The sequence below is a fragment of the Mycobacterium attenuatum genome (assembly GCF_900566085.1).
GTDB lineage: Bacteria > Actinomycetota > Actinomycetes > Mycobacteriales > Mycobacteriaceae > Mycobacterium > Mycobacterium attenuatum.
Genome location: NZ_UPHT01000025.1, coordinates 18138 through 36998 on the forward strand (window position 1 = coordinate 18138; position 18861 = coordinate 36998).

The 18861-nt window shown below is 68.4% G+C and carries 21 protein-coding genes and 1 pseudogene; 13 read left to right on the top strand and 9 right to left on the bottom strand.

Annotated features, from left to right (window positions below):
- The first annotated feature begins 3 nt into the window (after positions 1 to 3).
- Together EET13_RS03925 and EET13_RS03930 are read left to right on the top strand one after the other, a co-directional pair.
- On the top strand, positions 4 to 828 hold the full coding sequence (locus EET13_RS03925) for an Rv1680 family SBP-like protein (RefSeq protein ID WP_122441065.1): 825 nt from the start codon (positions 4 to 6) through the stop codon (positions 826 to 828).
- Positions 825 to 1820 carry an Rv1681 family radical SAM protein gene (locus EET13_RS03930; protein WP_122441105.1) on the top strand — a complete coding sequence of 332 codons (996 nt, stop codon included), beginning with the start codon at positions 825 to 827 and terminating at the stop codon, positions 1818 to 1820. The genes EET13_RS03925 and EET13_RS03930 overlap by 4 nt, the downstream gene beginning before the upstream one ends.
- A gap of 138 nt (positions 1821 to 1958) precedes the next feature.
- Here EET13_RS03930 and EET13_RS03935 read toward each other — a convergent pair.
- Positions 1959 to 2455: pseudogene (locus tag EET13_RS03935) on the bottom strand (enolase-like domain-containing protein); the annotation flags it as partial.
- Between the two features lie 9 nt (positions 2456 to 2464).
- Entirely contained in the window at positions 2465 to 2860 is a 396-nt protein-coding gene (locus EET13_RS03940; protein ID WP_122441106.1) for a nitroreductase family deazaflavin-dependent oxidoreductase, read from the bottom strand.
- Between the two features lie 102 nt (positions 2861 to 2962).
- Here EET13_RS03940 and EET13_RS03945 point away from each other — a divergent pair, with 102 nt between their 5' ends.
- A complete protein-coding gene (locus tag EET13_RS03945) occupies positions 2963 to 3256 on the top strand; it encodes a DUF427 domain-containing protein (protein ID WP_122441066.1) in 294 nt (97 codons plus the stop codon).
- Here EET13_RS03945 and EET13_RS03950 read toward each other — a convergent pair.
- From EET13_RS03950 to EET13_RS03960, 3 genes are read right to left on the bottom strand one after another with little or no spacing between them, the layout of a single operon-like run.
- Positions 3253 to 3573 carry a glutaredoxin family protein gene (locus tag EET13_RS03950; RefSeq protein ID WP_122441067.1) on the bottom strand — a complete coding sequence of 107 codons (321 nt, stop codon included), beginning with the start codon at positions 3571 to 3573 and terminating at the stop codon, positions 3253 to 3255. The two genes, EET13_RS03945 and EET13_RS03950, sit on opposite strands and share 4 nt — an antisense overlap.
- A 4-nt stretch (positions 3574 to 3577) precedes the next feature.
- A complete protein-coding gene (locus EET13_RS03955) occupies positions 3578 to 4144 on the bottom strand; it encodes a peroxiredoxin-like family protein (protein WP_122441068.1) in 567 nt (188 codons plus the stop codon).
- 38 nt (positions 4145 to 4182) lie between these two features.
- Positions 4183 to 4674, bottom strand: a complete 492-nt coding sequence (locus EET13_RS03960; RefSeq protein WP_122441069.1) for a YflT domain-containing protein — start codon at positions 4672 to 4674, stop codon at positions 4183 to 4185.
- A 744-nt stretch (positions 4675 to 5418) separates the two neighbouring features.
- Here EET13_RS03960 and hemL point away from each other — a divergent pair.
- From hemL to EET13_RS04000, 7 genes are all read left to right on the top strand, one after another.
- Positions 5419 to 6750 (top strand): glutamate-1-semialdehyde 2,1-aminomutase, encoded by a 1332-nt coding sequence (hemL, locus tag EET13_RS03970; protein WP_122441071.1) that lies wholly within the window; start codon positions 5419 to 5421, stop codon positions 6748 to 6750.
- Entirely contained in the window at positions 6750 to 7358 is a 609-nt protein-coding gene (locus EET13_RS03975; protein ID WP_122441072.1) for a histidine phosphatase family protein, read from the top strand. Before hemL ends, EET13_RS03975 begins: the two co-directional genes overlap by 1 nt.
- Positions 7355 to 7957, top strand: coding sequence for a TlpA disulfide reductase family protein (locus EET13_RS03980; protein ID WP_244603750.1), 603 nt, complete (start codon positions 7355 to 7357; stop codon positions 7955 to 7957). The genes EET13_RS03975 and EET13_RS03980 overlap by 4 nt, the downstream gene beginning before the upstream one ends.
- Positions 7954 to 8733: a cytochrome c biogenesis CcdA family protein gene (locus tag EET13_RS03985; protein WP_122441073.1), complete on the top strand. Its 780-nt coding sequence runs from the start codon at positions 7954 to 7956 to the stop codon at positions 8731 to 8733. The genes EET13_RS03980 and EET13_RS03985 overlap by 4 nt, the downstream gene beginning before the upstream one ends.
- Positions 8734 to 8846: 113 nt before the next feature.
- The gene (locus tag EET13_RS03990; protein ID WP_122441074.1) at positions 8847 to 10391 is read left to right on the top strand and encodes a cytochrome c biogenesis protein ResB; all 1545 of its coding nucleotides are present in this window, start codon (positions 8847 to 8849) and stop codon (positions 10389 to 10391) included.
- Complete coding sequence (gene ccsB, locus EET13_RS03995; RefSeq protein WP_122441075.1) at positions 10388 to 11362, top strand: c-type cytochrome biogenesis protein CcsB; 975 nt, start codon at positions 10388 to 10390, stop codon at positions 11360 to 11362. The genes EET13_RS03990 and ccsB overlap by 4 nt, the downstream gene beginning before the upstream one ends.
- Before the next feature lie 48 nt (positions 11363 to 11410).
- On the top strand, positions 11411 to 12700 hold the full coding sequence (locus tag EET13_RS04000; RefSeq protein ID WP_122441076.1) for a MinD/ParA family ATP-binding protein: 1290 nt from the start codon (positions 11411 to 11413) through the stop codon (positions 12698 to 12700).
- Positions 12701 to 12716: 16 nt separating this feature from the next.
- Here EET13_RS04000 and EET13_RS04005 read toward each other — a convergent pair whose 3' ends face one another.
- The gene (locus EET13_RS04005; protein ID WP_122441077.1) at positions 12717 to 12863 is read right to left on the bottom strand and encodes a hypothetical protein; all 147 of its coding nucleotides are present in this window, start codon (positions 12861 to 12863) and stop codon (positions 12717 to 12719) included.
- Positions 12864 to 12918: 55 nt separating this feature from the next.
- Here EET13_RS04005 and EET13_RS04010 point away from each other — a divergent pair, with 55 nt between their 5' ends.
- Complete coding sequence (locus tag EET13_RS04010) at positions 12919 to 13269, top strand: DUF4229 domain-containing protein (RefSeq protein WP_122441078.1); 351 nt, start codon at positions 12919 to 12921, stop codon at positions 13267 to 13269.
- Between the two features lie 8 nt (positions 13270 to 13277).
- Here EET13_RS04010 and fabH read toward each other — a convergent pair whose 3' ends face one another.
- The gene (gene fabH, locus EET13_RS04015) at positions 13278 to 14294 is read right to left on the bottom strand and encodes a beta-ketoacyl-ACP synthase III (protein ID WP_122441079.1); all 1017 of its coding nucleotides are present in this window, start codon (positions 14292 to 14294) and stop codon (positions 13278 to 13280) included.
- 103 nt (positions 14295 to 14397) lie between these two features.
- Positions 14398 to 15270: a 1,4-dihydroxy-2-naphthoate polyprenyltransferase gene (locus tag EET13_RS04020; RefSeq protein ID WP_122441108.1), complete on the bottom strand. Its 873-nt coding sequence runs from the start codon at positions 15268 to 15270 to the stop codon at positions 14398 to 14400.
- 64 nt (positions 15271 to 15334) lie between these two features.
- On the opposite strand from EET13_RS04020, the gene EET13_RS04025 reads away from it, so the two are divergent.
- Together EET13_RS04025 and EET13_RS04030 are read left to right on the top strand one after the other, a co-directional pair.
- Positions 15335 to 16111, top strand: coding sequence for an S-methyl-5'-thioadenosine phosphorylase (locus EET13_RS04025; protein ID WP_211186343.1), 777 nt, complete (start codon positions 15335 to 15337; stop codon positions 16109 to 16111).
- Positions 16108 to 17145, top strand: a complete 1038-nt coding sequence (locus EET13_RS04030) for an NAD-dependent epimerase/dehydratase family protein (protein WP_122441080.1) — start codon at positions 16108 to 16110, stop codon at positions 17143 to 17145. The genes EET13_RS04025 and EET13_RS04030 overlap by 4 nt, the downstream gene beginning before the upstream one ends.
- 3 nt (positions 17146 to 17148) lie before the next feature.
- Here the strand turns inward: EET13_RS04030 and EET13_RS04035 are convergent, their stop codons facing one another.
- Complete coding sequence (locus EET13_RS04035; RefSeq protein ID WP_122441110.1) at positions 17149 to 18735, bottom strand: DUF7937 domain-containing protein; 1587 nt, start codon at positions 18733 to 18735, stop codon at positions 17149 to 17151.
- Positions 18736 to 18861: the final 126 nt, after the last annotated feature.

An 18861-nucleotide genomic window follows, 5' to 3' on the forward strand; every position in this document is an offset into this window, starting at 1 on the left:
GATATGCCGGGCGAACCGCTTGTTGTCGGGGCAGTGGCCTACACGCCCAATGTGGTGCCGATCTGGGAAGGAATCCGCAGTTACTTCCAGGATTCCGAAAACACGGATGCGGCAATGGATTTCGTCCTCTACTCCAACTACGGGCGGCTGGTCGACTCGCTGATCGCTGGGCATATCGACATCGCCTGGAACACCAACCTGGCCTATGTGCGGACGGTGCTGCAGACGGGCGGGCGCTGCACGGCGCTGGCCCAGCGCGACACCGACGTGGACTACACCACCGTGTTCGTCGGGCGCGCCGGCAGCGCGCTGCAGGGGCTGGGGGATCTTGCCGGAAAACGCCTGGCGCTCGGGTCGGCCGACTCCGCGCACGCGGCGATCCTGCCGCTCTACTATCTGAAGCGAGCGGGGATAGCCGAATCGGACGTGCAGGTCGTCCGGTTCAACACCGACATCGGCAAGCACGGCGATACCGGCCGCAGCGAACTCGACGCGGTGCAGGCCGTGCTGGCCGGTGAGGCCGATGTGGCGGCCATCGGCAGCTCGACGTGGGCGGCGATGGGCGCCGCGGAGCTGATGGGGGAATCGCTGGCCGAGGTGTGGCGCACCGAGGGCTACTGCCATTGCATGTTCACCGCGCTGGACACCCTGCCCGCCGAGCGGTACCAGTCGTGGCTGGACCGATTGCTGGCAATGAGCTGGGATAACCCCGAACATCGAAAGATCTTGGAGCTCGAGGGTTTACGACGTTGGGTGGCTCCGCATCTGGACGGATATCAGCCGTTGTTCGAAGCTGTCGAGGAGCAGGGCATCGACCCACGATGGTGATCCTGGACTTGATGCGCCAGGTCGGTGGCCTCGCTCAAGGCGCCACCGCCGAGGTCGCCGTCACCACTCACCACGACCGTGAACTCGCCGAAAAGTGGTGCGCTCGAACCGGAAACACCTTGGTACGCGCGGATGTCGATGAGGCGGGAGCCGGCGCCCTAGTGGTGCGGCGCGGTCATCTGCCAGATCCCACCGAAATTCTGGGCGCTGACCGGCTACCCGGCGTCCGGCTGTGGCTCTATACCAACTTTCACTGCAACTTGTCCTGCGACTACTGCTGCGTCTCCTCGTCGCCGCAGGCTGCCCGCCGCGAATTGGGGGCGCAGCGAATAGGCCGCATTGTCGGTGAAGCGGCGCGCTGGGGGGTGCGGGAATTGTTCCTCACCGGCGGTGAGCCGTTCCTGCTGCCCGACATCGGCGCGATCATCTCGGCCTGTGCCGAGACACTGCCCACCACGGTCCTCACCAACGGCATGGTGTTCACAGGCCGGGCGCGCCGCGCGCTGGAATCCCTGCCCAGGGAAGGGCTTGCCCTGCAAATCAGCTTGGACTCGGCTACACCGGAACTGCATAACTCGCACCGCGGTTCCGGAACGTGGGAAAAGGCCGTAGCGGGAATACTTTTGGCGCTATCTCTTGGCTTCCGGGTACGCGTGGCCGCGACGGTCGCCGATCCCGGGCCCGGTGAGCTGGCGGCGTTTCATGCCTTCCTCGACGACGTCGGCATTGTCCGCGACGACCAGCTGGTGCGGCCGATCGCCTTGGAAGGTGTTGCGTCCGAAGGGCTGGCGCTGCGCCGCGAATCGCTGGTTCCGGAGGTGACCGTCACCGCAGACGGCGTGTACTGGCACCCGGTGGCGGCTATCGATGAACGCGCTCTGGTGTCGCGAACCATCGAACCGCTAACCCCGGCACTGGACGCGGTCAGCCGGCTGTTCGCCGAGCAGTGGGCGCGCGCCGCCGAGGCGGTCGCGCTGTTCCCCTGCGCGTAAAAGCGGGCGATCAGCCACCGCCCCAATGCCTTTCCAGCGACTTGACCACCGCGGTCAAGGTCGCATTCATCGGCGGCCGCGCCGACCCGCGCGCCGTGCCGTGGGACCGCGCCGTTGATGACGTCGTCATATCGCGTCGCGCAGCTCGGCCGGGCCGTGTCCGGGGTAGTAGTAGCCGCCGGCGGCATCCACCGCGACCGCGGGCGCGGGGGTCACCCGAAGTGACGCGCGATGCTCACGTAGGCGGGTTCTGGCACCTTACTGCCGAGCTTGGGCGTTAAGGTCCCAGCACACCAGTTCCATCGCGGCGGCCGCGGCCGCCCGTTCGTCGTGCCCCCCGGTTTCTCGTCGGTCAGCGCAGTTGCCAAGACGGCGGCCGGGCCGATCCGGCCGCATTGATCCAGCAGGGCGTCCAGGGTGCGGCCAGCACCCGGGGGATCATCCGGTCATGCAGGATCCCGCTCTGGGCGAATCGTCCGATCGAGGTGAATGCCACCCCGTGACCGGCTTTCCGTGCCGGACCACGTCGGCGACCACTGCGACCAGCGACACCTGTGGTGGGCGAAGTTGACGACGGCGTTGGCGGGGCCGCCGTGCAGTGCGACCGGGTGTTCCCGGATCGCGGTGAGTCGCATCGCCCGGAGTCAGGAGGTCCGGATAAACAGCACGGCGTCGTCGAACGGCAGCCGCGCGAAAACTGGCCGCCAGCCGCGGGTCACGTGCGAGGCTGCCTCGGTCATGCTCACCACACGCGGATCGGTGATGCCGAAAGTCTTTGCGCGCCGGCGCATTCGCCCGCCGCCCGCCGCCGTGAGGTTTTTCAGCCAATCCCGTTCCGGGCCGTAGGTGAGCACGATTGCCACGCCGGGCTTGCCGTCGACGGCGGCGTCGAAGGCGTTGACCGGCGTGCGGTACGGCTTGCCGGAGCGTCGTCCGACGTGCTCGATGATCGCGAACGGGGGCAGCCAGCCGGCCCACATCCGCTGAATGGGATTGGTGACATGTCGGTTGAACCGGGCGAGCCGTTGCGGAAATTGCATACCACTATCCAACTCGCTTCCGGCGGCACATCTCAAGGCCGGCAATCGGCCGCGCCGGTCGTCGAAAACGTGCACTATCGAAACCGACAGGGAGGTGGGCCGATGATTCGCGCCGTATGGAACGGGACCGTGCTCGCAGAAGTGCCGCAGACCGTCAAAGTGGAGGGCAATCACTACTTCCCGCCGGAATCGGTACACCGGGAGTATTTGATCGACAGCCCGACCACGTCGGTATGCCCGTGGAAGGGGGTGGCCAACTACTACACCGTCGTGGTGGACGGCCAGTCCAACCCCGATGCTGCGTGGTATTACCCGAACCCCACCCCGCGGGCCAGTGAGATCAAGAACCACGTGGCGTTCTGGCGGGGTGTGAGCGTCGAAGGCGAGCCGGGCTAACGGCGCCTGAGCTTTGGCCCTCGAAATGTCCACGGCCATCGAGTGGACGCGACCTGGGCCAGAAGCTGCGGAGCCTGCTGGCGAACCGCGCCGATGACCTGGGCGGGCGTCGGGTTGACCATCGCGACGTCGCCGACGACCACGGTGGGCACGGTCTCGTTGCCATCGGCGATCGAGCGGACCACCGCGGCCGCGTCCGGGTCGGTCCAGATGTTGACCTCCCGGGTGGGCAGCCGGCGCTGCCGGAGCGCCCTGCGCAGGCGCCAACAGTAGGGGCAGCCGGGCCGCCAATAGACCACCACTTCGCTGGCCACCATCGCGTTACCCCGGTGACCGATCGATACTCAGCAGCTGGTCGACCGACCATTGATCGTCAGCGTGACGCCCGTAATGCACCGCGACGAGCCTGCCGTCCGGATTGATGAGAAAATCCGCGGGCAACCCCAAATGTGTTGTGCCGTCGGTAGACCCGACGCCGGCGTAAGCCGGGTCCCGGCGGTGCCGCAGCGCGGCGCGGTAGCCGCGGACAGCCGCCGTCCAGGCTCGTGGACTGGCCAGGGCGCGCCAGCCCCTCTCCACCCCGAACCGGCGGTAGTGCACCTTATCCGGGTCGGCGACCACGGCGAATGGCAGCACGGTCTGGTATCCGTGCAGCGCGTCCGGCGGCGAGTGGAAGAACACCACTTCGGTGATACCGGCATCGGTGAGCTCCGCGTGGCGCTCGGCAAAGCTGTGCAAATGCAGACTGCAGATCGGGCATCCGGCAAACCGGCGGAACTGCAGATGCGTTCGGCCCTGCGGTGCGGGCACCGACACGGACCGGCCGGTGACGGTTTGCAACTCCCGCGCGGGGATGATCGCGCCCGTCGATAATCTGCCGGCCGTCATACACGTAGTACACCGCGCCGGCTCGGCTCTGCCAACTCTCAACGAGCGGCGCCGTGCGCCGCCGGCAGGAAGTGGGCGGCGTGGTCGGCATACTCGGCGGTGACAGAGACGTGGTACCGGCGCGCCAGCAGGGTCTGCTCGCTGGTGAAGTCTCGCTTTCCGCCCGTCGACGCATGCGCCGCGAAGCCGAAGACGGCTCCCCACAGCGCGCCGAAAGCAATCGGTAGCAGCAGCACCCACACCCATAGCCATAGCGGACTGACGGCAAAGAGCAGGAACAGTAGACCAATCAGCGCACCGATCCAGGCGCCGCTGGCCGCACCCGCGAGGGCTGCTTTGCCCTTGGTCATCCGTCCTGTGACCTGTTCGACCGTGCGCAGCCCGTCGCCGACGATGCGAACGTGCTCGACGGGAAATCCCCCGTCGGACATGCGATCCACCAGTTCCTGCGCCGCGTCGTAGGTGTCAAACGATGCGACCAGCCGCTGTCCGGTGCTCGATGTGGTGCGTTCCGCGGCGGGGTCGGTCATCAGTTCTCATTCCTCCCGGTTCGTGTCTTGATCTGTCACTGGTTGTCGGCACTGGGGTACCCCCTGCCGGCTGGCCATATGCACGCTGCGGCGTATAAGACTGAAAAGGGTTGACCCCCAGGTAGTTTCAAGCGCACCATCGCTGCTGGGTGGGACACGCCTCGATGGACACCTGCATGGTCAGGTCGCCGTAGTTGTCGAAAACCGTCGAATACCGGGGTCACAGCCACCGACGTACCCGGCCTGGCGGATTCCCGCAGGCCGTAGATGCTGACGGCGAACGGTTGGCCGGAAGCGCCCCGACCGACCTGTTCGATCGGTTGGCCGGCGGCGATCGACGACTGAGGGGGGATTTGCAGTGGCGCGGCCGGGACGATGTGCACGGCATCGGCCGCGTCGGTGGCGATCGAGCGCAGGTGTTCCGATTCGGTACTGCGATTGTTGGTGGCCGTGAAAGCCAGCGCCGCGGCGTCACCCACCTGTATCGCACACGACCCGGGTCGAAAGCGGGGCACGATGTAGGCGTTCTGGACAGTCGTGTCCGTGGTGTGGGAGTCCGAGCCGCGGTTGGACGAGTCGATCACCGGGTTGTCGCTGCCGCGGCCGCCGGTGAGTACTGCCGTCACCAGGCCCGCGGATGCCACGCCCACTCTGGCTGGCTTGGGCGTGCTTACACCCGCGGCTACCGGCGGACTCTTACACCCTGTAGTTGACCGGGCCGCGGCGGCTGGGACACTAGTCGTCATGAGCAGCACTGACCAGGTGAGCGCGCGAACAGGGGTTTCCGCGCAGCTGTTCGCCGACGCCTGCGGGGTGATCCCCGGCGGAGTCAACTCTCCGGTGCGCGCGTTCACCGCGGTCGGCGGCACTCCTCGGTTCATCACCCAAGCGCACGGCTGCCGGCTCACCGACGCCGACGGCAACCACTACGTCGACCTGGTCTGCTCCTGGGGCCCGATGATTCTCGGCCATGCCCATCCCGCCGTCGTCGACGCTGTCGCCTCAGCTGCAGCGAACGGCCTGTCGTTCGGGGCGCCCACGCCGGCCGAGACGGAGCTCGCCGCCGAGATCATCGCCCGGGTGGCACCCGTCGAGCGGATACGGCTGGTCAATTCTGGCACCGAAGCCACCATGAGCGCGGTCCGGCTGGCGCGCGGCTACACCGGCCGCGCCAAGATCATCAAGTTCTCCGGCTGCTATCACGGCCACGTCGACGCGCTGCTGGCTGATGCGGGCTCGGGCGTGGCCACGCTCGGCCTGCCGTCGTCGCCGGGGGTCACCGGCGCCGCGGCGGCCGACACCATCGTGTTGCCTTACAACGACATCGACGCCGTCCGGGAGAGTTTTGCGCGTTACGGCGAGCAGATCGCCGCGGTGATCACCGAGGCCAGCCCGGGCAATATGGGCGTCGTCGCGCCCGGGCCCGGCTACAACGCCGCGCTGCGCTCGATCACCGCCGAGCACGGCGCGCTGCTGATCGTCGACGAAGTGATGACCGGTTTCCGGGTCAGCCGAAGTGGCTGGTACGGCCTTGACCCGGTGGCCGCCGACCTGTTCACCTTCGGCAAGGTGATGAGCGGCGGGCTGCCCGCCGCCGCGTTCGGCGGCCGGGCCGAGGTGATGCAGAAGCTGGCGCCGCTGGGGCCGGTGTATCAAGCCGGGACGCTGTCGGGCAACCCGGTGGCGGTGGCCGCCGGGCTGGCCACGCTGCGGACCGCCGACGACGTGGTGTATGCGGCGCTGGACGCCAACGCCGACCGGCTGGCCCGGCTGCTGGCCGAGGCGCTGACCGAGGCCGGGGTGCCGCATCAGATTCCACGGGCCGGCAACATGCTCAGCGTGTTCTTCACCGACCGGCCGGTGACCGACTTCGCGTCGGCGCGAGCCAGCCAGACCTGGCGTTATCCCCCGTTCTTTCATGCCCTGCTGGACGCGGGTGTCTACCCGCCGTGCAGCGCCTTCGAGGCGTGGTTCGTCTCGGCCGCCCTCGATGCCGCCGCGTTCGAGCGGATCGCCGACGCGCTGCCTGGTGCGGCCCGTCGGGCCGCTGCTGCCGCCCGAGAGGACACAGCTTGATGGCCGAAGAAACCCGGGTCCATGTGGTGCGCCACGGCGAGGTGCACAACCCCAGTGGCGTGCTCTACGGCCGGCTGCCCGGCTTCCGGCTGTCCGAAGCCGGCCAGGCGCAGGCGGCGGCCGTCGCCGAGTTCCTGGCCGGCCGCGACGTGGTCGCGGTGATCGCCTCTCCGCTGCAACGCGCTCAGGAGACCGCCGCGCCCATCGCCGCCCGACACGAGCTGCCGGTGGACACCGACCACGACCTGATCGAATCGGCGAATTTCTTCGAGGGCCGCCACGTCGGCCTCGGTAACGGCGCCTGGCGTGACCTGCGGGTCTGGTGGCAATTCCGCAACCCGTTCACCCCATCGTGGGGTGAGCCGTACACCCAGATCGCGCAGCGGATGTCCACCGCGGTGGACAAGGCGCGAGTGCGGGCCGCCGGCCACGAGGTGGTGTGCGTCAGCCACCAGCTGCCGGTGTGGACGCTGCGGCTACATATGACCGGCAGGCGGCTCTGGCACGACCCGCGGCGCCGGGAGTGCTCGCTGGCGTCGGTGACCTCCCTGGTGTACGACGGCGACCGGCTGATCGACGTGGTGTACTCCGAACCGGCAGGCGGCTGAGCGTGCGGCGGCTCGCGGTTGCGCTGGCGGTGGCAGCCATGCTGAGCGCCTGCTCCGGACGCGATGCCGTCGCCCAGGGCGGCACCTTCGAATTCGTCTCCCCCGGAGGCAAGACCGACATCTTCTACGACCCGCCGGCCGGCCGCGGCCGGCCGGGCACGCTGTCCGGGCCGGACCTGCGCGACCCGGCGCGCACGCTGTCGCTCGACGACTTCCCCGGGCAGGTCGTCGTCGTCAACGTCTGGGGTCAGTGGTGCGGGCCGTGCCGCGCCGAGATCACCCAGCTGCAGCGGGTGTATGACGCCACGCACGGTGCCGGAGTGTCCTTCCTCGGCATCGACGTGCGCGACAACAGCCGCGACGCCGCACTGGATTTCGTCAACGACCGGCACGTCACGTTCCCGTCCATCTACGACCCGGCGATGCGCACCCTGATCGCGTTCGGCGGCAAGTATCCGACGACCGTCATCCCGTCCACTCTGGTGCTGGATCGCCAGCACCGGGTCGCGGCGGTGTTTCTGCGCGAGTTGCTGGCCGAGGACCTGCAACCCGTGGTGCAGCGGGTAGCGGCCGAAGAATCCTCGCCGGGACGGCAATGACCGGTTTCACCGAGGTCGCCGCCGCCGGCCCGCTGCTGCTGGCGCTCGGCGTATGCGTGTTGGCCGGGCTGGTGTCGTTCGCCTCGCCCTGCGTGGTGCCGTTGGTGCCGGGCTATCTCTCGTATCTGGCGGGTGTGGTCGGCGTCAACGAGGAGCCACTGCCCGGGGCGCTCAAGGCGCCGCCCGCGGCCCGGTGGCGGGTCGCCGGATCTGCGGCGCTGTTCGTCGCCGGGTTCACCACGGTGTTCGTGCTGGGCACGGTCGCCGTGCTGGGCATGACGACCACGCTGATCAGCAACCAGGTGCTGCTGCAGCGGATCGGCGGGGTGGTGACGGTTGTGATGGGGCTGGCGTTCGTGGGGCTCATCCCGGCCCTGCAGCGTCAGGTCAAGGTCAGTCCGCGGCTGTTGACGACGGTGGGCGGCGCGCCCCTGCTGGGTGCGGTGTTCGCGCTGGGCTGGACGCCGTGCCTGGGGCCGACGCTGACGGGGGTGATCACCGTTGCCTCGGCCACCGACGGCGCCAGCGTGGCGCGCGGCATCGCGTTGGTGATCGCCTACTGCCTGGGGCTGGGTATTCCGTTTATCTTGCTGGCGTTCGGTTCGGCGGGGGCGGTTGCGGGCCTTGGCTGGCTGCGCCGGCACACCAGGGCTATCCAGGTCTTCGGCGGTGTGTTGCTGATCAGCGTCGGCCTGGCGCTGGTCACCGGCGTCTGGAACGACGTCGTGTCCTGGCTGCGCGACGCCTTCGTTTCCGACGTGAGGTTGCCGATTTGACGGCACGAGTAGGTGGGCGAGCAGCCGCAAAAGCCCCCAAAACCGGCGGTTTTGGGGGGCTTTTGCGGCTGCTCGCGGGGAAGGCGCGTAACACCTGGCGGTCGTTGACGTCGATGGGCACCGCGCTGGTGCTGCTGTTTCTGCTGGCGCTTGGGGCCATTCCCGGGGCGCTGCTGCCGCAGCGCAGCCTCAACGCCGGCAAAGTCGACGACTATCTCAAAGCCCACCCCGTGGTCGGCCCGTGGCTCAACGAGCTGCAGGCCTTCGACGTGTTCTCCAGCTTCTGGTTCACCGCCATCTACGTGCTGCTGTTCGTGTCGCTGGTCGGTTGCCTAACCCCGCGGATGATCGAGCACGCCCGCGGCCTGCGGGCCGCTCCGGTGGCCGCTCCGCGCAACCTGGCGCGGCTGCCCAAGCACGCCAGTTCCCAGCTCGCCGGGGACCCCGAAATCCTGGCCGCGACCGTCGCGGCCAGGCTGCGTGGTTGGCGCACCGCCGTCCGCCACAACGACCAGGCGGCCCCCGAAACCGTCGAGGTTTCCGCCGAGAAGGGCTACGTGCGCGAATTCGGCAATATCGTGTTCCACTTCTCGCTGCTGGGCCTGCTGGTCGCGGTGGCCGCCGGCAAGCTGTTCGGCTACGAGGGCAACGTCATCGTCATCGCCGACGGCGGCCCCGGCTTCTGTTCGGCCTCACCGGCGGCGTTCGACTCGTTTCGCGCCGGCAACACCGTCGACGGCACGTCGCTGCATCCCATCTGTATCCGGGTCCACGACTTCCAGGCGCACTACCAGCCGTCCGGCCAGGCGACGTCGTTTGCTGCGGACATCGCTTATCAAGCCGGAGACGATCTGTCGGCCAACATCTGGCGGCCCTACCGGCTGGAGGTCAACCACCCGCTGCGGGTCGGCGGCGACCGGGTCTACCTGCAGGGCCACGGCTACGCGCCCACCTTCACCGTGACCTTCCCCGACGGGCAAACCCGCACGTCGACTGTGCAATGGCGACCCGACAACCCGCAGACCCTGCTGTCGTCGGGCGTGATCCGCATCGACCCGCCGGCCGGCAGCTACCCCGACGCCAACCAGCGTCGTCAACACCAAATCGCGATCCAGGGCCTGCTGGCGCCGACGGAGCAGCTCGACGGCACCCTGTTGTCATCACGCTTCCCGGCTTTGGACGCCCCCGCGGTGGCCATCGACATCTACCGCGGCGACACCGGCCTGGACACCGGGCGGCCCCAGTCGCTGTTCACTCTGGACCACCGGCTGATCGAACAGGGCCGGCTAACCAAGCAAAAACGGATCAACCTGCGCGCCGGTGAACAGGTCCGCCTCGATCAGGACGGCACCACCGTGCGCTTCGACGGTGCGGTGCCGTTCGTCAACCTGCAGGTCTCCCACGATCCCGGCCAGACGTGGGTGCTGGTGTTCGCCGTCATGATGATGGCCGGGCTGCTGGTGTCGCTGCTGGTGCGCCGCCGCCGGGTGTGGATTCGGCTGACGCCCGCGGCAGGTACGGTGAACGTCGAGCTGGGCGGCCTGGCGCGGACCGACAACTCCGGCTGGGGTGACGAGTTCGAGCGGTTGACCGAGCAGTTATTGGCCGGACTTGCCGAAACGGCGCCCGCCAGAAGGAGCCCGCAGGACGTCACATGAATACCGCGCACATCAATATCGGCCTGGCCCGCTACTCCGACTGGGCGTTCACCTCGGCGGTGGTGGCGCTGGTGGTGGCGCTGCTGCTGCTGGCCTTCGAGCTGGCCTATGTGCGCGGCCGCAAGCTCGAACCGGTCGCGGTGGGCGCCGGACCGGTCGCCGTCGACAGCGCCACCCCGGGCATCGTGGCCGACGGTCCGCAGCGGCCGTTCGACGAACGTGTCGGGCGAGCCGGGCTGGCCGTGCTCTACCTGGGCATCGGGCTGCTTGCGGCCTGCATCGTGCTGCGCGGCCTGGCCACCATGCGGGTGCCCTGGGGAAACATGTACGAGTTCATCAACCTCACCTGCATGTCCGGGCTGATCGCCGGTGCGGTGGTGTTGCGCCGCCCGCAATACCGGCCGTTGTGGGTCTTCCTGCTGGTGCCGGTTTTGATCCTGCTGACGGTGTCCGGGCGCTGGCTCTACGCCAACGCCGCCCCGGTGATGCCGGCACTGCAGTCGTACTGGCTGCCCATTCACGTGTCGGTGGTCAGCCTCGGCTCGGGGGTGTTCCTGGTCGCGGGTATCGCCAGCATCTTGTTCTTGCTGCGGACTTCGCGCCTGGGTGAGCCCGAAACCGAGGGTGCGTTGGCGCGTCTGGTACAGCGGTTCCCCGACGCCCAAACGCTGGACCGGATCGCCTACCGCACCACGATCTTCGCCTTTCCGGTGTTCGGCTTCGGGGTCATCTTCGGCGCTATCTGGGCCGAGGAAGCCTGGGGCCGCTACTGGGGCTGGGACCCCAAGGAAACCGTGTCCTTCGTCGCGTGGGTGGTGTATGCCGCATACCTTCATGCCAGGTCAACCGCGGGTTGGCGGGACCGGAAGGCGGCCTGGGTCAACGTCGTCGGCTTCGTGGCCATGGTCTTCAACTTGTTCTTCGTTAACCTGGTTACCGTCGGTTTGCACTCCTATGCCGGTGTGGGCTGACCAGGCAGCGGGTACATAGACCGAGTACTGCGACGAGGGGACGGGTACGTGTCTGACCATCCGACGGAGGGCGGCGTGGGGGCGCCACTCGGGCGGGAGCGCCCGGAAGCCGATCGCCCGACGACCCAGTTGCCGGCCGGCGAGCCGGGCGGCGACTCCAGCGAGGCGCCCACCCGGGCCTTCGCCGGATTTCGCACCGAGCGACGGTTCGCCGAATCGGAGACGCATGCCGTGCCGCCGCCGCCCACCCGGGCCGAGCCGCGCGCATGGGCGGCCACCACCCCGGCCAAGGGACTGCCGCCGATAACGGATTCGCAGCCCTACGGCTACTTTGGTGGCCGGCCGGCCGATTCCGGGGAGACGGCCCAGCGGCCGGCGTGCCCGCCGTCGGCGCCTTATCCGGAACTGTCTACGAGCACACTGTTGCGGCAGGTCAAACCGCCGCCGTCGGAGGGCTGGCGCCGCTGGCTCTACATGGCGTCCGGCAAGCTGATCAACCTGGGGGAAAGCCCGCGGGTCGACCGTTACAACGACCTGGTGGTTGCGGTCAACCGGCCGTTGCGCGGCTGCTATCGGATCGCGCTGCTCTCCCTGAAAGGCGGCGTCGGCAAGACCACCATCACCGCCACCCTGGGCGGCACCTTCGCCTCCATCCGCGGTGACCGGGTGGTGGCGGTGGACGCCAACCCGGACCGGGGAACGCTGAGCCAGAAGGTGCCGTTGGAGACGCCGGCCACCGTGCGCCATCTACTGCGCGACGTCGACGGCATCGAGCGCTACAGCGACGTCCGCAGCTACACCTCGGTGGGACCGAGCAGGCTGGAAGTGCTGGCCTCGGAAAGCGATCCGGCGGTCTCGGAGGCGTTCAGCGCCGACGATTACGCCCGCACCCTCGAGATCCTTGAGCGGTTCTACGGCCTGGTGCTCACCGACTGCGGAACCGGGTTGCTGCATTCGGCCATGTCGGCGGTATTGGCCAAGGCCGACGTGCTGATCGTGGTCAGCTCGGCATCCATCGATGGCGCCCGCAGCGCCTCAGCCACATTGGACTGGCTGGACGCCCACGGTTACGACGAGCTGGTACGCGGCTCGGTCGCGGTGATCAATGCCGTTCGGCCGCGGTCCGGCAAGGTCGACATGCAAAAGGTGGTCGATCACTTCTCACGGCGGTGCCGTGCCGTGCGGCTGGTGCCGTTCGACCCGCATCTCGAAGAGGGCGCCGAGATCCGCGTCGAGCGGTTGAAGCGGGAGACTCGGGAGGCGCTCATGGAGTTAGCCGCGGTTGTCGCCGACGGTTTTCCTAACGATCAGCGCCGAACCAACCCGGCCTTTATCTAGGTTGACCTGGCGCCGGTCACCCTTGTCCCAGCCGGCGCAAGAACTCTGGGTCGTCGTCGGGTCCGATAACGCGAGTCTTGGGCCGGTGTGCCTGCGAACGTGCCGCACGCCAGCCGATGTAGATCAGCGTCCCCAATACCAGGACGACGAGCAGGTAAAGCACTCGACACCTCCTGTGAGCGAATATACCCGCGCCGTAGGCTCAGGCTGTGTCAACAGTGCCTGACGCCAACAGCGCCGAGAAAACCGCCGGCAGCCGTGGTCTCGTCGACGTGGCGTTCTACGCCACCGCCCGGTTGCTGCTCGCTGTGGCGGTGACGGGGGTGATCTACGGGGCGGCGCGCCTGGCCGGCATCGCCGAATTCCCGGTGATCGTTGCCCTGCTGTTCGGCCTGATCATCGCGATGCCTTTGGGTATGTGGGTGTTTACTCCGCTGCGCCGGCGTGCCACCGCGGCCCTGGCGGCCGCGGGGGAGCGCCGGCGCGCCGAACGCGAACGGTTGCGGGCCCGGTTGCGCGGCGAAAATCCCGATGATCAGAAACCCGATGCGGATGCCGGCGAAAGCTGAAGTCTCGGTTATGCCTTCGGCGCCTGGGGCATTCGGACTACCTGCGCGGCATAGCTGAGGCCGGCGCCGTAGCCGATGAGCAACGCCAAATCGCCGGGTTTGGCGGCCTCGGTCTCCAGGAGTTCGGCCATCGCCAGCGGAATGGACGCGGCCGAGGTGTTGCCGGTGTGCTCGATGTCGTTGGCCACCACCGCATCCGGTCGTAGTTGCAGCGTCTTGGCGAGCAGTTCGTTGATCCGGCTGTTGGCTTGATGCGGAATGAACACATCGATCTCGTCGGGGCTGACGCCGGCCGCGTCCAGGGCGCGCTGACCGACTTTGCCCATCTCGAATGCCGCCCACCGAAAGACCGCGGTACCTTCCAGGCGCAGGAAAGGCCTTGGCCCCGTTGGGTTCTCCGCGTGGGTGATCCAGTCGATGTCCTGCCGTATCGCCGTGGCCTGTTCGCCGTCGCTACCCCAAACGGTCGGTCCGATACCTTGGCTGGGCGTCTGGCCGACCACCACCGCGGCGGCGCCGTCGGCGAAGATGAAGCAGTTGCTCCTGTCCTTCATGTCAACCGTAGGCGACAGTTTCTCGGTGCCGACCACCAGCACCGTGCCGGCGCTGCCGCCGCGGATCATGTCGGCCGCCACCCCCACCGCGTATCCGAAACCCGCGCATCCCGCCGAGATGTCGAAAGCGGGGACGCTTTGGGTGTCCAGCGCCGCAGCGACTATCGGGGCACAGGCGGGGGTTTGCAGAAAGTGGGTGCTGGTCGCGACAATGACGCCGTCGATGTCGCTTCCCGCGATGCAGGCGCTGTCTATTGCCCGTCGGCTTGCTTCGATGGCCATTGACGCGGCGGATTCGTCGGCGGCGGCGAACCGGCGGGTCTTGATACCGGTTCGGGTGTAGATCCATTCATCGGATGAGTCGATGTGCTGGCATATCTCGTCGTTGGTGACCACCCGCACGGGCCGGTACGCCCCCACGCTGAGCAACCCGATGTTCCTGTTCCCGCTGGCTGTGGCGATCTCCGTCATACCCGTCCTCGATAGCTGTTATCCACATGTCGAGTGTGCGCCCAGGGTCGCTGCGCAGCGCGGGCGCCCGTCCCGAACGCGGGCCGGTCCCCGTCGCACCGGCTCACGCGGCCACCGCCAATGCCGCGGCCACCGTGACAGCCCACACCAACATCGCCAGTCCGGTATCACGCAGCACCGGGATCAGCTCGGGGCCGCGGCGGCCGGATCGCACCGGCGCGGCCGCCCGCAGGACCAGCGGCGTGGCCACCAGGCCCAGGGCACACCATGGCGTCGCGATCATCAATAGCAGGGTCAATGCTCCGGCCGCGATCAGCAGCGCCTGGTACAGGACTCGGGTGCGGGCGTCGCCCAGCCGCACCGCCAGGGTGATCTTGTTGGCCACCGTGTCGGTCGGGATGTCGCGCAGGTTGTTGGCCACCAGCACCGACGACGACAGCGACCCTGTCGCGACGGCCAGCGCCAACCCCACCCAGTCCACCCGCAAGGCCTGCGTGTACTGGGTACCGAGCACGGCTATCAGGCCGAAGAACACGAACACCCCGACCTCGCCGAAGCCGGAGTAGCCGTAGGGTTTCGCTCCGCCGGTGTACAGCCAGGCCCCGGCGATGCAGGCGGCGCCGACCGCGATCAGCCACGGCTGGCTCACCAGCGCCAGCGCCAGTCCGGCCACCGCGGAGACCGCCAGACTGGCCATTGCGGCGGTCAACACCGATCGCGGGGCCGCGAGCCGGGAGCCGACCAGCCGCACCGGGCCGGCTCGTTCGTCGTCGGTGCCCCGGATGCCGTCGGAATAGTCGTTGGCGTAGTTGACGCCGACGGTCAGCGCAACCGCGACCACCAGTGCCAGCAGGGCTTTCCACCACACGGCGGCGTGCAGCCCGGCCGCGGCGCCGGTGCCGGCGACGACGGGCGCCACCGCGTTCGGCAGGGTTCGCGGGCGAGCGCCGGCGATCCACTGCGCGAAACTGGCCACAAAGGCATCCTGCCGGTGCCCTGCACCCGCGATCAACCTGCGGGCCATAGACCACAATGATCGGATGCTCGCAGTGATCGGCGGTACCGGGTTCTACACCTTCTTCGGTTCCGATGCGCGCACCGTCGAGCCGGACACCCCGTACGGCCGGCCCAGCGGCCCGATCACGATAGGCACCGTCGGCGACCACGACGTCGCATTCCTGCCGCGCCATGGCCTGCAGCACCAGTACTCGGCGCACACCGTGCCATACCGGGCCAACATGTGGGCGCTGCGTGCCCTCGGGGTGCGACGGGTGTTCGCCCCCTGTGCCGTGGGTAGCTTGACTCCGCGGCTCGGGCCCGGCGCCGTGGTGGTGCCCGACCAGCTGGTCGATCGCACCCGGAGCCGGGCCGACACCTACTTCGACTCCGGCGGTGTGCATGCCACCTTCGCCGATCCGTACTGTCCGGCGCTGCGCGGCGCGGTCACCGGCCTGCCCGATGTGGTCGACGGCGGCACCCTGGTAGTGGTCCAGGGTCCGCGGTTTTCAACTCGCGCGGAAAGTCAGTGGTTTGCCGCAGCGGGGTTCAGCCTGGTCAACATGACCGGCTACCCTGAGGCCGTCCTCGCCAGAGAGCTGGAATTATGCTATGCCGCAATCGCTTTGGTTACTGATATCGACGCGGGTGTCGGCGTCGGGGAGGGAGTTACAGCGGCCGACGTGTTCGCCAACTTTGGGGAGAACATCGAGATGCTCAAGCAGCTGATGCGGGCGGCGATCGGCCGGGTCGCCCCGAAGCGCACCTGCACCTTGTGCCTGCTGCATGCCGGTGTCGCGTTGCCGTTCGAGTTGCCGTGAAGGTGCTGCTGACCGGTGCGGCCGGTTTCATCGGATCGCGGGTGGCCGTCGCGCTGCGTACCGCGGGTTATGAGGTGGTCGGCGTCGACGCCTTGCTGCCGGCCGCACACGGGCCCGACGCGCAGCTACCGCCGGGCTGTCACCGGCTGGACGTCCGTGATGCCGACGCCCTGGCTCCGTGGCTGGCCGGGATAGACCTGGTGTGCCACCAGGCGGCGATGGTGGGTGCCGGGGTAAATGCCGCCGACGCGCCCGAATACGGCGCCCACAACGACCTGGCCACCACGGTGCTGCTGGCCCAGATGTTCGCGGCCGGGGTGCGTCGCTTGGTGCTGGCGTCCTCGATGGTGGTCTATGGGCAGGGGCATTATCACTGCGCCGAGCATGGATCGGTGCACCCGTTGCCGCGGCGGCGGGCCGATCTGGACGCTGGCGTTTTCGAGCATCGCTGCCCGGTGTGCGGTGAGCCGGTCGGCTGGCGCCTGGTCGACGAAGACGCCGCGCTGCGGCCGCGCAGCCTGTATGCGGCCAGCAAGACGGCGCAGGAGCACTATGCGCTGGCGTGGGCGGAGTCGACGGGCGGCTCGGTGGTGGCCTTGCGCTACCACAACGTCTACGGTCCCGGCATGCCCCGCGACACCCCGTATTCCGGGGTGGCGGCGATATTTCGCTCGTCACTGGAAAAGGGCGAGCCGCCAAGGGTTTTCGAAGACGGCGGTCAGATGCGTGACTTCGTCCACGTCGACGACGTCGCCGCGGCCAACCTGGCCGCCGCGAATCTGACGGCGGACGGCGGTGGGTTCACCGCGGTCAACGTGTGCTCGGGCCGGCCGATCTCGATCCTGCAGGTGGCGACCGCGCTATGCGAGGCCCGGGGCGACTCGATGGCTCCGGTGATCACCGGGCAGTACCGCAGTGGCGATGTGCGCCACATCGTCGCCGATCCGGCGCGCGCCGCCGACGTGCTGGGTTTCCGTGCGGCCGTGGCCCCGGTCGAGGGGCTGCGCGAGTTCGCGTTCGCAGCGCTGCGTTGAGCGCTACTGCGAATCGCCCGGCGGACGGTAGATCTTCGGGCGCACCGGCCCGGTCGTCTCGGCCGACCGGAAGATCCGGGGGGACGGTCCTGGTCCGGACAGGACGGTGGTGGGCACGTCATGGCCGGCATCCGCTGCCCGGAACTGCGTCGTCTCGGCTTCCGAGGGCAGCGCGGACCGCGCGCCGGACGGGATGGGCCGCTTCGCGGACCGGGGGCGTCGCGGGTGCGGTCGGGTTCGCCGCGGTGGGTGTTGCCGCCGTGCGATGAGGTCGGCGGCCAGGATGCCTAGCGCCAGGCCGCACAGTGTCAGGTCGAAGGTGCTGGTGATCTGCTGGGCCAGATTGTTGCCGTACACCGGGTTGGCCGGGGCGCCCGGGGGAGTTGCAAAGCGCGGGGCCAAAACGACGCCAAGGATGACGCGAGAAACGCTGAGCGCCAACAGGAATCCGGACAGCGACGAGATCAGCCGGGCGGGCAGCGCATCGTTTGTCACGTTGAGCCGAAGCCAGATGGCAAGTACCCCGGTGGCCAGGTCGAAGGCCGCCAGCGTCATGGTGTCGTAGCGGGAGTAGGGGTAATTCAACAGCACCGCTGTAGTGAGGTCGGTCAGCCTCATCACCACCGAGCCCAGACACCACGCGGCGATCAGCAGCAATCCGTTTCGGGCCGCTGCCCGCCAGACACTCCTGGCTATCGGCCGTGCGCCCGGGGACCGGACGACGGTCAGTGGCGCGAAGATGGCAGCGCCGGCCACCCAGGCCAGATAACCCTCGTATCCGACTCCGGCCGTCGAGGTGTTTTGCGCGATGCCGTGGAATGCGTCGATCTCGCGGCCGACGGGCAGGATCCACACGATGACTCCCGCGACCAGCGCCGAGGCGCCCAGCGCGATTGTGGACAACCGGTAGTCTTCGGTGCCCTTCAGCATCCACCGGGATGCGACCAGGACCGCAATCAGCGCGACGATGCCGTAGACCACCGCCGTGTCGATCACCACGATGTTCTGCTTGCCGAAACCGGAGGCGGCCCCCGCGGGATGCAGCGCGTATCGCACCCGCCACACGAGGTTGAAACCGGCGCTGAGGGCTGCGCCGAACATCGACGCGTAGCCGATGATCCGCGCGGCCAACAACCAGCTGCGGTGCTTGTCGTCGTCGGCGACGGGGGCGATCAACGGTTGCGCGCTGAGCATCGCGCCGGCGGTTCCCAGCCAACCGCCCGGCCCCACACCGCCGGGCACGTTGACCGTGCCACCGAAGCGGATCGTCTGGAATGCGTCGTAGACGATGAACGCCAGCACGAGCAGCAGATACGGGATGTTGAGACCCAGCCGCAGCCGGGCCGCCCGAGTGGGGTGAGGTTGGCCCAGATGCGGCACGACCGCCGCTGTCAACGACAACAGGGTCACCACAAGCAGCAGTCCGAACAAAATTCTGCTGCTGCCCGGAATTCGGAAGCCGAAATACAGATTCCATGGAAAGAACAACGCACTGACAACAAGTGCACCGGCGGTCAGATCCCGCGCGGCGTCCCATCTTTGTGTCGAGTCCCGTGGCTGACCGGTCGGGGCCGGCGGCCGGGCGCCCATGATCGGGCCGGTCGGCGTGTCGTCGCTGCTCAGGCTCACGATGCCTCCCTGGGATCGAGATCGGTTGCGGCTGCCTCGGGGTTGGCCCGGCGACGAGGGAACCCCCTGCCGGGCGTTCGGCGTTGT